This is a genomic window from Novosphingobium profundi (assembly GCF_018491765.1).
GTDB lineage: Bacteria > Pseudomonadota > Alphaproteobacteria > Sphingomonadales > Sphingomonadaceae > Novosphingobium > Novosphingobium profundi.
This window is the reverse complement of record NZ_JABWCU010000014.1, coordinates 96453-110897: the sequence shown is the minus strand read 5'-3', so window position 1 is coordinate 110897 and position 14445 is coordinate 96453. Positions and strand designations below refer to the sequence as shown.

General features: G+C 66.1%; 8 protein-coding genes. 3 read left to right on the top strand and 5 right to left on the bottom strand.

Going from position 1 to position 14445, the window contains the following annotated elements:
- Positions 1–43: 43 nt before the first annotated feature.
- From HT136_RS17020 to HT136_RS17010, 3 genes are all read right to left on the bottom strand, one after another.
- On the bottom strand, positions 44–1693 hold the full coding sequence (locus tag HT136_RS17020; RefSeq protein WP_214201006.1) for an amidohydrolase: 1650 nt from the start codon (positions 1691–1693) through the stop codon (positions 44–46).
- A gap of 32 nt (positions 1694–1725) precedes the next feature.
- Positions 1726–4590: a TonB-dependent receptor plug domain-containing protein gene (locus HT136_RS17015; protein WP_214201063.1), complete on the bottom strand. Its 2865-nt coding sequence runs from the start codon at positions 4588–4590 to the stop codon at positions 1726–1728.
- A gap of 504 nt (positions 4591–5094) precedes the next feature.
- A complete protein-coding gene (locus HT136_RS17010) occupies positions 5095–5595 on the bottom strand; it encodes an Lrp/AsnC family transcriptional regulator (RefSeq protein WP_246543810.1) in 501 nt (166 codons plus the stop codon).
- Positions 5596–5814: 219 nt separating this feature from the next.
- Here HT136_RS17010 and HT136_RS17005 point away from each other — a divergent pair, with 219 nt between their 5' ends.
- The 3 genes from HT136_RS17005 to HT136_RS16995 all read left to right on the top strand — a co-directional run bounded on the left by HT136_RS17005 (position 5815) and on the right by HT136_RS16995 (position 10822).
- Positions 5815–8250, top strand: coding sequence for a zinc-dependent metalloprotease (locus HT136_RS17005; RefSeq protein WP_214201005.1), 2436 nt, complete (start codon positions 5815–5817; stop codon positions 8248–8250).
- A 262-nt stretch (positions 8251–8512) separates the two neighbouring features.
- A complete protein-coding gene (locus HT136_RS17000; RefSeq protein ID WP_214201004.1) occupies positions 8513–9487 on the top strand; it encodes a TonB-dependent receptor in 975 nt (324 codons plus the stop codon).
- A gap of 15 nt (positions 9488–9502) precedes the next feature.
- Positions 9503–10822 carry a TonB-dependent receptor gene (locus HT136_RS16995; RefSeq protein ID WP_343222228.1) on the top strand — a complete coding sequence of 440 codons (1320 nt, stop codon included), beginning with the start codon at positions 9503–9505 and terminating at the stop codon, positions 10820–10822.
- Positions 10823–10913: 91 nt separating this feature from the next.
- On the opposite strand, the gene HT136_RS16990 is transcribed toward HT136_RS16995, so the two are convergent.
- Together HT136_RS16990 and HT136_RS16985 are read right to left on the bottom strand one after the other, a co-directional pair.
- Positions 10914–12554: a family 43 glycosylhydrolase gene (locus tag HT136_RS16990; RefSeq protein WP_214201002.1), complete on the bottom strand. Its 1641-nt coding sequence runs from the start codon at positions 12552–12554 to the stop codon at positions 10914–10916.
- A 43-nt stretch (positions 12555–12597) separates the two neighbouring features.
- Positions 12598–14211, bottom strand: coding sequence for a GH39 family glycosyl hydrolase (locus HT136_RS16985; protein WP_343222223.1), 1614 nt, complete (start codon positions 14209–14211; stop codon positions 12598–12600).
- Positions 14212–14445 lie beyond the last annotated feature (234 nt).

Here is a 14445-nt window from a genome sequence, read left to right as displayed (position 1 = left end):
CCGCCGCCTTCCGGACCGAAGGCATCTTCGCCTTTCCGAGAGGTTACTCCCCGCCTGCGCGGTTCGCGGCTTCGCCCGTTGCGCTGGCCTGTGGCGGCGCGGCCAGCTGCGGATAGGAAATGCCGAGCTGCTTGAGATAGCTCGGGTACTTCTCCTGCTGGTAGTAGAACGGCTCCATCAGCGGACGGTAACGCGCCATCGCCTCCTGGTTGAGCCAGATCGCGGGGCTGTCGGACGCGGTAATCACCGGATCGTACTTTTCATCCTTGGTCTGCACGTCCGCGAAATAGGCCTTGGCCTGCGCCAGCAGTTCGGGCTTCAACATCAGGTCGAGCACCGTCATCGCCACCGCCTTGGCCCCGGCCACCGCGCCCTTGTGCGCGATCGGCGTCGCCATCGCGACCGCCGAAGTCAGGTTGTGGCCGATCATGTTGGGGATGTTCGAGGGGTAGCGGATGGTGATCGTGGGCACCGTCCACATCACGTCGCCGATGTCGTCCGAGCCCCCGCCGATCGAACGCTCGCGCGTTTCGGGCGTGGAGAGCGGCTCGACCTTGTCGCGCAGCGGCTCGATCGTGCGGCCGAAATTGGTCTGCACGGCCTTGGCGAAGGCCTGGTCGTCGCTGCTCCAGGTGGGCATGCCGACCGCCTCGATATTGGCCTGCGCGGCCTCGGCCATCGGCTTGTTGCCGTAGTTGGGCGCGGCATAGCCCAGAATCCGGTGGCTGACGGTAGTGCCCGTCGCCATCGCGGCGGCCTGGGAAATCGTGTTGCCGGTCTCGAACATCTCGCGCACCGCGCCGAAGGTGCGATCGCGGAAGAAGTACCAGACCTTGGCCTCGCCCGGAACCACGTTGGGCTGACCGCCCCCTTCGGTAATCACGTAGTGCGAGCGCTGGGTCACCGGCAGGTGCTCGCGCCGGAAGTTCCACGCGGTGTCCATGATCTCGACCGCGTCGAGCGCGCTGCGCCCGTCCCAGGGATCGCCCGCCGAATGCGCGGTCTTGCCCGTGAAGGTGTACTCCACCGAGACCATGCCGTTCATGCCCATCTCGCCATAGGCGGTGCCGAAGCTGTTGGCGACGTGCGCGAAGATGTTGGCGTCGACCCCCTTGAACATTCCCTCGCGCACGTAATAGGCCTTGGTGCCCAGGTTTTCCTCGGCAATTCCCGGCCAGACCATCAGGCGCCCGGGGATCTTGTACTTGATCATCATGTCCTTGGCCGCGATCGCCGCCGCGATCATCATCGGCATGCCCGAATTGTGCCCCTCGCCATGCCCGGGCGCGCCCGCGACCATCGGCTTGGCGTAAGGCAGTCCGGGATATTGCGAGACGCCGAGAAGGCCGTCGATGTCGCTGCCCAGCGCAATCAGCGGACCGCCGCTGCCCCAGGTCGCGGTGAAGGCGGTGGGAATGCCCGCCACGCCGCGCGTCACCTTGAAGCCGTTCTTTTCCAGCAGATCGGCAAGATAGGCCGAACTGCGCACTTCCTGAAAGCCGGGTTCGGCAAAGCTGAAGAGCGAATCGACGCCCTTCTGGATCATCGTCGCATGGGCCTCGACATCGCTTATCGCCTCTTTCTTGAGGCTCGCCTCGTCGGGCGCGGCAAGGGCAGGCAAGGGCAGCACGGCAAGCGCCGTGCCGAGCGCGAGCGCCCCCAGCAGGCGAGTGGAACGGAACGGATTGGACATGGTCTTCAGGCTCCCGGATCGGGTGAACAAGGTCACAGGGTGAAGGAAAGCGAGGCGCGGAAAGTGCGGCCCAGCACGTCGTAGAGCGAGCGGTTGGTCTGCGCGTAGGCGGGCACGTTGTTGCCACTCGGCCCGTTGCCGATTAGCTCGGGGTCGCGGTTGAGCAGGTTGTTGACGATGAAGGTCAGCGCGGCCTCGCGCCCTGCGCTGCGCAATTTGAAGCGCACCGAGGCGTCGTAGTAGATCGCACCGTTGATGTGGTTGTCGTTGATCGTGCGGTACTGCGTGGTCGAGGCCGGGCAATCGCTGGTGCATTCGATATAGTCGTTGCCGTAGACGCCGTCGCTGAAGCCGCGCACCACGAAGTTGAACAGCACCGGGTCGACCTCGATGAAGGTGCTGATGCGGTAGACCCAGCTCGGCGAGCTGTACGTGCCCGATAGGCTGCCCCCGTTGACCCCGGCGTAGTCGATCGGGAAGACCCCGTTGTCGACGACGTTCGAGATGTAGTGGGTGAGGTCGCCACTGATGCTGAAGTTTCCGGGCAGGCTTTCGGAAATCGCCGAGAGCGGCGTGCGGTAGCTGGCCGCGACGTCGAAGCCCTTCTCGTGCTGGCTGGCGAAGTTGAAGGGCTGCACGGTGATCCCGGAAAGCGCGCCGTTCACGTAGGATATGTTGTTGCAATACTCCTGGAGCCCGAGATCGTAGCAGTTGTCGACGGTGTCCTGCGAGGTCACCGTGCCGATCGCGTCGGTGATCTTGATGTCGTAGTAGTCGAACGAGGCGCTGAGGCCCGGCAGGAAACCGGGCGTGAGCACGAGCCCGGCGGTCCAGGTATTGGCCTTCTCCGGCTTCAGGTTGGGATTGCCGACCGTGTTCTCGGTGAACTGCTGCGAGCCCGAGATCGGCGCGTTGCCGGGCAGGATGACGGTATTGGTGCGCGCGGTGCCCGCCGCGAACAGCTCCTGCAGGTTGGGCGCCCGGATGTCATGGCTGTAGGTGCCCCGAAACTTGACGTCCTCGATCGGCTGCCAGGTCGCCCCGAACTTGTAGGTGGCGACCCCGCCCGAGGTCGAATAGTCGGTATAGCGCCCCGCACCGTCGAGATCGAAGCCGGAGAACAAGGGCAGCGAGACCTCGATGAAGCCTTCCTTGACGTTGTAGGAGCCCTGGTTGACCAGATAGTTGCCGTAGAGCCAGCCCGAATTGAATTCCGCATCGACGTGGCCGTCGATCCCTTCGCGCCGCCATTCGCCGCCGAAGGCGACGTCGACGGGCCCAGCGGGCATGTCGAAGGCGGTGGTGTTGAAGCTGACCGAGGCGACGTCCTCCTTGATCGTCTGGTCGCGCTGGGGCTGGGCATCGCCGTAGATGTAGGCCAGCGCCGCGGCCGAGGGGCCATCGGTGCCAAGTCGATCGATCGGCACGCAGCCGTTGTCGGGATCGGTCAGCGTCGAGCGGCACACGATGTTGCCCGAAGAATCGTAGACCGCATCCTGCGCCAGCGCCATGCGCGCATTGTTCCAGGTGTTCTGCAGTTCCTCGTGCGCTTTGGTCACCCCGTGCTGGTAGTAGGCGTTGAAGCGCCAGTTGCGCCCCAGCGCGTCGAACGCGCCATCGCCGCCACCCACGAAGCGGTAGACCTCGCGCGTGTTGTTGCTGCCCGGCACCGGAAACCCGGCGTTGCTGGTGCCGATGGTGATGCTGGAGAGATTGTTGGCCGCCATCGCCGCCGCCACCGAGGGATACTGGCTGAGCAGGTAGGCGTTGTCCGACTGGATGGTGACGCCCGTGCTCGGGGTCTGCTGGTAATAGCTGCGCCCGTGGTAGCGGTTGTACGAGACCTGCCCGAAGATCTCGATGTCGGGGGTCACGTCGAAGGAAGTGCGGTTGAAGGCCGCGATGCGGTTCTCGTCGGGCAGCAGCGAGTTGGTGCCCGCATGGCCATCGAGCGTGACGTCCGTGTCGCCCCCGATCATCCACGGGCTCGAGGTCGAGCTGTAGTCGCCGTAATTCAGCTGCCCGGTCTGCCCTTCGCCGAGGAAGTAGGTGCCCTTCAGGGCCCCCGAAGTGATCAGCCCGCCCTTGGTATAGGTGTAAGGCGCATAGCCCGACCCGACGAGACGCTCGGGCTCGCCGTTGGTCCCGTCGTAGTTGGGGTTGGTGATCATGAAGTAGGCGCTGTCGTTCCACGAGCGCTTGATCGAGGAGACCGCCTCCTGCTTGAAGTAGCTGGCGTTGAACAGCAGGTGCAGCCGATCGTCGAGCAGCGAGAAGCCCGCGCTGGCGGAGAGGCGGTAGTTGAAGCCGTCGCCATAAGTGGTGAGACCGTCGTCGGCGGTGAGCTTGAGCCCGGTGAACTTCTTGTCGAGGATGAAGTTGATGACGCCGCCCACCGCGTCCGAACCGTATTGCGCCGAGGCGCCGCCGGTGACCACCTCGACCCGCTCGACGAGATCCTGCGGGATGGTGTTGACGTCGACCGTGCCGTTGACGCTCGAGGCGACCGAGCGCTGCCCGTCGAGCAGGACCAGCGTGCGGCTCGCGCCCAGCCCGCGCAAGTTGACCGAGGCGATGCCGGCATTGCCGTTCGAGAGGCTGCCCGAACTGTTCGCCGAAGTGCTGCCTTGCGTGATCGCGGGCAGCTGGTTGACGAAGTCGGAGATGTTGGCGGGCGCTTGCGCCGCGATCTGCTCGGAACCGAGCACGGTGACCGGCGTCGGCGCGCTATAGCCATCGCGCACGATGCGCGAGCCGGTGACGACGATGGCTTCCGATGGCTCCGGCGCGGGCGCGGCGGCGTCGGCGGCAGTGGCCGCGTCCGCCGCATCGGCCGCGCGCGCGGTGCCCGCCGCCAGCAGGCCCAGGCCGAGCGCGGCCAGCGCCGTGCTCCTCATCAGGCCGGGACGTGGGCGGATCGACGGGACACGGCTGTCCCCCGTCCCGGCGCCGAGCCGGAATACGCTGCGTGCATTCATGGTTGAGCCCTCTTCGTTAGCGATCAAACGACAGGCCTCTCGCGGACACACCTCTCCCCCGCGGCAAGGACGTGCGCCCCGCCGCGCGCGCTCCCCCTATCGGAGCGCACGAATTCATTTTCGGATTGATCCCATTAAGGCGGCGCGGCCTGTTGCTCCGCGCCGTGTAATCACGGCGACGTCCTCGTGTCCCCCCATGGCGCGCCTTGCGCCTCTTGTCTAAAAGCCCTCTCGATCGCGCTAAAGCGACTTAATATTTCGCAATCGACATGAAATGTATAACAGGCTTGCCTCGTTGCATCTTCGCAAATTGCGGGCGAATTTCAGGTCGATTTGCCGGAATTCATCGTCCAGCCCCGCTTCTACGGAGAAATTCCCTATTCGCGCGCCCGGTGACGACCGATTGCGCTGCCGCATCCATGTTCATCGCCGCGATTTGCGCGCCGGATTCGTCATCGGCTCGAACAGCGCCGGGGGCAGCCGGTGGTCGAGCACGTTGCGCATCACGAAGCTACTGCGGATGCGCGCGACGTGCGGCAGCGTCGAAAGCTCGCGCCGGTAGGCCCGGTCGTAGTCCTCGAACGAGCGCACGTGCAGGATCATCAGGAAATCGGTCTCGCCCGAGATGAAGCTGCAATAGGACAGCGAGGGACAGGCGACCACCGCCTGTTCGAACTCGTTGAGGACATGCTCGGCCTGGCTCGCGAGTTCGATCATCACCACCACGGTCATGGCAAGTTCGAGCTTGCCGAGGTCGAGATCGGCCTCGTAGCCGCGAATGATGCCCTTTTCCTCGAGGATCTTTCGGCGCCGCGCGACCGCAGTGCTGGAGAGATGGACGCGTTCGCCTAAAGTCACGTCGGGCATGCGCCCGTCGAGCGAGAGCTCGTTGAGGATGCGATAATCGGTGCGCTCGATGTCCAAGTTCCGAATCCTTCAACTAATGTTCTGTCGACCCGCGATTCCATCAAATTTCAGCAAAATGCTGCTGAAAATTCCTAGATAATGCAAGTCCTTGCATGTTACCTTGAAAAAATTCGGACAAGCTCTTGTCCGTTTCGCCAGAAACCGCCCGAGACCCTGGTTAATGCATGACCAAGATTTGGGCGGATCCACCTTCGTGTCGTTTCCAGGGGGATTTACATGCGCCTTTCCGTCTCGCGCCATCTGCGCGGCGTCCTACTTGCGGGCACTCTTTGCGCGCCGCTCCTTGCGGGGGTCGCGCTGCCCCACGTTGCGCACGCGCAAGTCCAGACCGTCGCCAGCACTTCGGACGGCACGCTCCTGCCCGTACGCGTCGACAAGCAGACCGGACAGGTCCTCGTCACCCTGCCCGCGCCGGACGCGCAAGGGGTAAGCGGGCGCTACCTCTACGCCACCGCGCTCAAGGTCGGGCTCGGTTCGGCTCCGGTTCGCCTCGACCACGGCATGCTCGGCGAAACGCACGTGCTCGCCTTCCGCCGCTACGGGCGCAAGATGGCGATCACCTTCGAGAACCCGCGCTTTCGCGCGAGTGGCCCCGCCGAAATCGAACAGGGCGCGCGCCAGAGCTTTCCCTTCAGCACGCTCGCCATGGTCGACATCGTCGCGACCGCGCCCGACGGCTCAGCAACGATCGACCTTGCCCCCTTCCTCGCCAGCGACACCATGAACATCGCGCAGGCGCTGGGCGCCGATGCCCCGGGCTGGAAGCTCGACCCGGCGCTTAGCGTGGCGGACCCTTCCGCGGTCAAGGTCTTCCCGAAGAACGTCGAATTCGAAGCAGTTCAAACCTTCGTCAACGACAAGCCGGGCCGCGAAGTGGGCGATATCGCACCCGAAAGCCGCAAGGTCAGCTTCGTCGTCCACCACTCGCTCGTCGAATTGCCCGGGCCCGGCTTCCAGGTCCGCCGCCTCGACATCCGCTCGGGCGCGCACGGCACGCAAGTCTACGACTTCGGCACGCCGCTCGGCCAGGACGTCGAGGTCCAGCTCGCCAATCACTTCCGCCTCGACAAGATCGATCCCGCCGCTCCCCGCTCGAAGGTCAAGAAGCCGATCGTCTTCTACATCGACAGCGCCGCCCCCGAGCCGATCCGCACCGCGTTGGCCACCGGCGTCGCCTGGTGGAACCAGGCCTTCGAGGCCGCCGGCTTCATCGACGCCTTCCAGGTCAAGACGCTGCCCCCCGGTGCCGACCCGCAGGACGTGCGCTACAACGTCGTCAACTGGGGCGACCGACTGACCCGCAGCTGGTCCTATGGCGGCGGCGTGATCGATCCGCGCACGGGCGAGATCATCAAGGGCAACGTCGTGCTCGGCGCGCTGCGCGTGCGCCAGGACGTGATCCTCTACGAGAGCCTGGTCGGCACCGCGCAGGAAAACACCGGCGGCCCCCAGGACCCGGTGCGCATCGCGCTTGCCCGGCTCAGCCAGCTTGGCGCGCACGAAGTGGGGCACGCGATCGGCTTCGTGCACAACTTCGAAGGCTCGACCCAGGACCGCACTTCGGTGATGGACTACCCGATCGCGCGCATGGCCATCCGCGACGGTGCGATCGATCTTTCCGACGCCTACGCCAGCGGCATCGGCAGCTGGGACAAATTCACCGTCGACTGGCTCTACGGCCAGGGCGCCCCCGGCACCGACCCGGAAGGCGTCGCCAAGGCCAAGGCCGACGCGATCGTCGCCTCGGGCATGCGCTTCATGACCGACATCGACGGGCGCAGCGCGGACCTTGCCGTGCCCGGCGACAGCATGTGGACCGAGGGCGCCGACGAGGCCCCCGACCTTCTGCACATCCTGAACGTGCGCCGCATCGCGCTCGGCACGTTCGGCCCGGGCGTGCTCCATGCCGGCGAGCCGATGGCCGACCTCAGGCGCAAGTTCGTACCCCTCTGGCTGCTCCACCGCTACGAGGTCGACGCGGTGGGCAAGCTGCTGGGCGGGGTCGAATACACGTATGCGCTGGCGGGTGACGGCAGTCCCCTGCCCGCACCGGCCACGGCGGAAAAACAGGAAGCCGCACTCGACGCCTTGCTCGAAACGCTGTCGGAGAAGGAGCTTACCGTGCCGGCAAGGCTCCTGCCGCTGCTGACATCGGGCCAGAACGGGCGCAGCGACGCGCAGTACGACGTCGAAGTGCTCGACACCGCAGGCGCGGGTGCCTTCGATCCCTTGGTGGCCGCCGATGTGGGCGCGCAAGTGACGCTCACCTCGCTGCTCGCCCCCGCACGTCTCCAGCGCATCTACCTTCAACACCAGGCCGACACACGCCTTCCGGGGCTGGACGAAGTGCTCGACAAGCTCGTCGCCGCAACGCTCGGCGCGCGTACCGGGGCGGTGGGACGGCGGATCGCCACCCGCACCCTCGTCAGCCTCGCCAGGGCCGCGCGGGATCCCGCGACCCCGGCCGACGTCGCCGCGATCCTTGGCGATCGCCTCCACGCGATCGCAGCGGACCTCGCCGCCACCAAGGGGCCCGGCGAGGACGCCCGCTGGGCAAGGGGAACCGCCGCCATGCTCTCCGACAAGGACGCGCTCACCCGCGCCCTTGCTCCCGCCGCCAGCCCGCAAGTCCCGCAAGGCATGCCGATCTGATGCATCGGGGCGAGGAGCGCGCGGCCTTGCGGCCTGCGCTCCTCGCCCAACCCTGCGCCCCTCACAGAGGACACATGGGAATTGCCAAGCCTTCTCTGCAAAAGCTTCTGAAAAGTAACGAATTACCAAATTGTCATGATCAACTTTGCTATTATTCATTACAATACCGTTGATCCCACCGCAGGAACGGCCTAAATAAAGGAATGCGCCGAATAGAGCGCGGCGGCCCGGGCAAGGGGTCGGTTCAAGGAGGGGATTTTCAATGAAACAGGCACGTGCATTCACGCGCGGGTGGCTTCGTGCGAGTGTGATTTTCGGGTCGGGCGCTGCGGTATTGGCCGCGCAGCCCGCCAGTGCGCAGGAAACGGCCAGCAACCCGCCAATCGGCTCCGGCGAGATCATCGTGACCGCGCAGAAGCGCGCGCAGGCGCTGTCGGACGTCTCGCTCTCGGTTGCGGCGGTGGGCACCGAACAGCTCGCCGCGAACAACACCGTCACGCTCGAGGGCTTGCAGACGCTGGTGCCCTCGATCAGCTTCGGCAACGACTTCAACTTCGCCAAGCTCTTCATCCGCGGCATCGGCCTGTCGAGCTCGCTGCCTGGCGTGGATCCTTCGGTCGCGCTCCACGTCGACAGCGTCGTCGTCTCGCTGCCGCAGGCGCAGCTGGGATCGATGTTCGACCTCGAACGCGTCGAAGTGCTGCGCGGCCCGCAGGGAACGCTCTACGGGCGCAACGCCACGGGCGGCGCGGTCAACCTCATCACCGCCAAGCCGACCGACTACCTCTCGGGCTATGTACGCCAGACCATCGGCGGCGATGCCCTGCTGCTCCAGACCGACGCGGCGATCAGCGGCCCGCTGGCCGAGGGCGTGCTCGCGCGTATCGCCGTCCAGCGCATCGACCGCGACGGCTACGGGCACAACGAATACACCGGCAGCCAGATCGACAACGCCAAGCAGTGGTCGCTGCGCGGCCACCTCATGCTCCAGCCGACCGAGAAGCTCTCGCTGCTGTTGACCGGCGAGCTGCACACCGAGGACGACCGCGCGCTGGCGGTCAAGTTCCGCGAAGTCTCGTTCCCGGACACGACGATCGCCAGCCTCACCGCGCTGGGCCAGCGCACCAACGCCGACGGCAGCCAGGCCGCCTTCGCCAGCAAGGTGCGCAACCTCAACACCAACTTCGACCCCATCAACGACCGCAAGCAATACGCCTTCACCGGCATCGCGACCTAGGACGCCAGCGACGCCATCTCGGTCAAGTCGCTCACCTCCTACCGTAATTTCCGCGCCTACTTCTTCCACGACTTCGACATGTCGAGCTACCTCGGCTATCCGCTGGCGCAGACCAACGCGCTCCAGACCAGCGCCAACCACTGGCAGCCGGTATGGCAGCACCAGTTCAGCGAGGAACTGCAGACCAGCATCGAGACCGACCGTCTCCACGCGATCGTCGCGGCATTCTACCTGAAGGAGCACATCCGCGTCGAAAACCACATCGGCTACGACGTGCTCGAGGACACCGACCCCTACCGCGTCCAGTTCGACGGCCAGCTCGGGATCGAGACCTGGGCGGTCTTCGCCAACGCCACCTACGACCTCACCGACCAGCTCTCGCTCAAACTGGGCGGGCGCTATTCGTGGGAGAAGCGCCACCTCGAAAACAATTCGGGGATCGGCACCGCCGCGACCGGCTTCGTGCTCGACGCGCTGCAATGGGACACGTCCAAGTCCTGGGACAACTTCTCCCCCTCGGCCGGCTTCGAGTACCGGCCCGACGATGGCGTGATGGTCTATTTCAACTGGTCGCGCGGCTTCAAGTCGGGCACCGCCGAGATCGGTTCGCGCCGCAGCGCCACGGCAACCACACCCTTCGTCAACCCGGAGAAGGTCGAGGCCTTCGAGGGCGGCATCAAGTACGATGCGGGCACCTTGCAGACCAACCTCGCGGTGTTCTACCAGACGCTCAAGAACGGGCAGTTCCAGCGCTCCTTCCCGATCCCCAACCCGCCCTACTTCGCCAGCACGCTCGACAACGCGGCGGCCAGCCGGGCTTATGGCGCCGAAGTCGAATTCCGCTGGCAGGCGACGCGCGCGCTCATGCTCGACCTCTCGGGCGCCTACCTCAATTCCAAGTTCACCGACTTCACCTCGATCGATCCGCTCGATCCCACCCTGTTCGGCCCCAACGGCTCGAGCGTGGCCCCGTCCGACCTTTCGGGCAACTACACCCGCATGAGCCCCAAGTGGACGTTCAACTTCAACCCGACCTACCGCATCCCGTTCGACAGCGGGGCGAGCGTGACGCTGGGCACCAACGTCGCCTACAAGTCCAAGCAGTACCACACCGAGTTCAACGACGATCGCCTGGCACAGGACGCCTACACGATGGTCGATGCCAACGTGCGCTACCGCCACTCGGACGGGCACGCCTCGCTCAACCTGTGGGTCAAGAACGTCACCGACAAGCTCGTCTGGGCGGGCAGCTACGCGGTCGCCACAAGCCGCACGATCGGCGGCACGCTGATGCCGCCGCGCACCTACGGCGCGACTTTCGGCTACGAGTTCTGAGCCGGACGCGCGACTGCGCCCCTGACCGTTATCGCCGCCGCCGGAACCTCTCCGGCGGCGCTTGCGGCGTTTGCCGCGTGGACAGGATCGGTCAGGCCTGGACCAGCCGGTTCCGCGGCGCCGAGAGGCCCTTGTAGGTGAAATCGCGAAGCCGCACCGCGCCCGAGCCCGCCGCGTAGACGCCGATCCGCAGCGCCAGGAACCCCCCGAAGACATTGTGGTGGAGGCCCGAAACCTCCATGCGCGTGTCGTGGCGCTTCCAGCTGGCCCCTTCGTCGGTCGAATAATGCCAGGTCACCACGTTCTCGACGTTGGTGACACGCAGGCGCAGCGTGCGGGTCGACAGCGGAGCCCCCGCCCAGACCAGGTCCTGCGCATATTCGAACAACTTGAGCCGGTCCGCCGTAAAGCCGAGGCCGACGAAGGCCTTGTCGTTGTAGTAGAGCAGCAATCCGGCCTGCGCGTTGGCATCGAGCAGGTCGAGCGTGATCTCGGCTTCATAACTGCGGTCGGGGACGAGGCAGGTCAGCGGACTGCTGTCGGCGGGCGAATTCCCGCGCACGGCGATCTCGAGGCCGTTGCCCCGGTACTTCGCGCGTTGCCCGTCCGTTTCGCCGGGGGCGTGGAAGGACCACTGCGTGCCGAGCCGGTCCGAAGTGAAATCGTCCGAGAGCGCGGGCGGCGGCGGTGAGGGCCTGCCCCCGCGCGGGATCGGCAGGGGCTGCGAGAGATCGCCGCCCAGCGCCTCGAACCAGCCGTCGCTGGTCCAGCGGATCGGGGCCAGCAGCGTCTGGCGGCCGAGCGTGACCATCGCGTTCTCATAGCCGTGATAGACCATCCACCAGTCGCCCGAGGGTCCCTCGACGAGCGTGGCGTGGCCGCGCGACCACCAGGGCTCGTTGACGCTCGTGGTGCGCACGATGGGGTTGTGCGGGCAGTGCTCCCAGGGGCCGTGAACAGAGCGCGAGCGCGCGGTAATCACCATGTGGCCGGTGACCGGCCCCGCCGTCCCGCCCACCGCGGTGACAATGTAGAACCATTCGCCCCGGCGCAGCAGCTTGGGGCCCTCGGGAGCGAAGTTCTCGGTCACCCAGTCCTCGGGGTAGCGCCAGGGCTCGTAGGCGGGTTCGAGCGGTCCGTCGGCGGCAAGCCCATCGTCGGTGAGCCGCACCTTGCGGATGCCGTTGACGAAGAGATAGCGCTTGCCGTCCTCGCCCACCACGTGGCCCGGATCGATGCAGCCCGCGATGCCCAGGTCCACCGGCTCGCTCCACGGGCCCGCGATGTCGTCCGCCCAGATCGCGTAGATCGACCAGCCCTTGTCGGTCGGCGCGGTCGGGATGTAGATGAAGTAGCGCCCCTCGTGCTTGACCAGGTCGACCGCCCAGACCTCGCCGATGTCGGTGTGCAGCGCCGGACCGACCGGCGCCCAGTTGACGAGATCGGTCGAGCGCCAGATCACCAGCCCCGGGTAGGAACGGAACGAGGAGAAGGTCATGTAATAGACATCGCCGTCCTTCAGGATCGATGGATCGGGATGGTCGCCGGGCACGATCGGATTGCGAAAATACCCATTACCGAGGTCGGCGCGGCGCTGCCCGTTGGTGCCGGTGCCCCAGTCCTTCGGCGCGGCGGCGAGTGCTCGCGCGGCGCCCGCGCCCTTGGCGAGAGTGCCGGCAAGGGCTCCGGCGGCGGCGGTACCCTTGAACAGGGTGCGGCGGGAGAAGGTCACGGGAAAGGTCTCCTGGAGAAACGCCGGAAGGCGCAAGGGTGGGTCAGGGCGTCGCCGGTTCGAGCGTGACGAGGGCGATGTCGTTGCTGCGCATGGCAAGGTCGAGGGTGAAAGCACCCGAGGCGGGCACGCGCACGCGGCGATCCGTTTCGGGGGCATCGGCGGTCTCGGCGCGCATCTGCGCGAGCTGATCGGCGTCGAGCGCCTCGGGCAAACCCATGTCGATGTAGCGCGAGAGCGGGTCGTTGCGGCGATAGCCAGTGCGATGGACCTGCAGGCGATATGTCCCCGGCGCCAGGTGCGCAAAGGCGAAATGGACCGTGCGGCTGGCCCTCGCGGGTACGAGCCGGGTGAAGAAGGGCTTGTTGCTCACGTCCTGGACCGGCTGCTGCCAGTCCCACACGAGCGCGGCCAGCCGCTGACCCTCGCGCGTGACGATCGCCTCGGGGTCGTCCACCGCCAGCGTATCGCCGCGCAGCGCGTGGAGGTACTTGTAGGCGAACCAGGCGGGCTTGCGGATGCCCTCGCGGTTCATCAGGCCGAACCCGCCGTGGAAGGGCGTGGGGGGCGGGCCCGGTTCCTCGAACAGATCGCTGTAGGCCCAATAGCTCATGCCTTGCGCAAATCCCTTCGCCCCGGCGAGCTTGCTCAGGATATAGGGCGCCGAGACATAGCTGTCGTGCACGAAGTCGCGCGGGGTGTAGCTCGTGCTCCATTCGGTGAAGAACAAGGGAATGCCCGGAAAGGCCGAGGCCTCGATCTCGGCCCGCACCTTGCGCACATCGCCCACGACGGCGTCGGGCGAGGGCGAGAGGCGGGTGTCCTGCTTGCCCTCCTCGTCCAGGAAGCCGCCTTCGACGCCGTACGTGTGCGTGGCAACGAAATCGACGGGCAGCGCGTGGGCCGAGGCATAGGCGAGGAACTCGGGCACCCAGGCCGCGCCGGCCGTCGCCGGTCCACCCACCCTGAGCGCCGGGTCGATCGCCTTGATCGTGCGAACCGTGTCGGCGTAGAGCGCGAAATAGGCGTCCTGGTCGGCGTGCTCCCAGAAGCCGTCGAGATTGGGCTCGTTCCACAGCTCGAAATACCAGCCGCGCACTTCCTCAGCCCCGTAGCGCGCACGAAGATGCGTGATGAACGCCGCGACGAGCGCGCGCCACTTGTCGGGCTGGGGGTGCGAGGTATTGCCCTTCCAGTAGAACAGCTGGAGGTCCGAGGTGCGCAGCGCCGCCGGAGTCCAGCCCAGCTCGACGAAAGGCCGGATGTTCTTGGCCAAGAGCGCGTCGTAGAGCCGGTCGATACCGGTCCAGTCGTAGACGATCCGGCCGTCTACCTCCTTCACCGTGCCCAGCGTGTCGTGGAAGATGTCGTGGAAGCGGATGGTGCGAAAGCCCAGTTCGTCCGACACCGTCTGCAACTGCGCCTGGCTGTCGGCGCGGATCAGCGTTCCGGGATAGTCCGAGCCCACCGAGAGATCGAAGAAGCGGTCGATCGGCCCTTGCACAGCTTCGGCATCGACGGCGATCGAGCGGGGCCTCGCCGCGGATGGCGTGCCGGACACGATCTCGGAGCCGGGCCGGGAGCCGGACTCGTGCGCAACTGCGGCCTGGCTACTGGCCAACAACAGCGCCCCCACCGCGATCCACGCTTTCGTCACACCCTCTCCTCCGCCCTGATTTGCCATAATGGTAGCGCAATCATTGCGTAGATCAAGCAGCGTTTCGGACAGTATCCGACCGATGGGACACGCACCAAAGATAGCGATAACGAGACCAGACCGCACATCGCGTGCCGACGGTGTCTGCCCCCCTTCGCCAGGATCCGCTCGACCGGTTCTCCCGGTGCGCCTGCCCCGAACCTTGCCAGCCGGGTCTCCGGGGGTTGCCTCCTG

Bases quoted from the DNA above. Each gene is read 5' to 3' on its own strand.
- HT136_RS17005 (WP_214201005.1), top strand. From the start codon at position 5,815: ATGCGCCTTTCCGTCTCGCGCCATCTGCGCGGCGTCCTACTTGCGGGC.
- HT136_RS17020 (WP_214201006.1), bottom strand. From the start codon at position 1,693: ATGTCCAATCCGTTCCGTTCCACTCGCCTGCTGGGGGCGCTCGCGCTC.
- HT136_RS17000 (WP_214201004.1), top strand. From the start codon at position 8,513: ATGAAACAGGCACGTGCATTCACGCGCGGGTGGCTTCGTGCGAGTGTG.
- HT136_RS17015 (WP_214201063.1), bottom strand. From the start codon at position 4,590: ATGAGGAGCACGGCGCTGGCCGCGCTCGGCCTGGGCCTGCTGGCGGCG.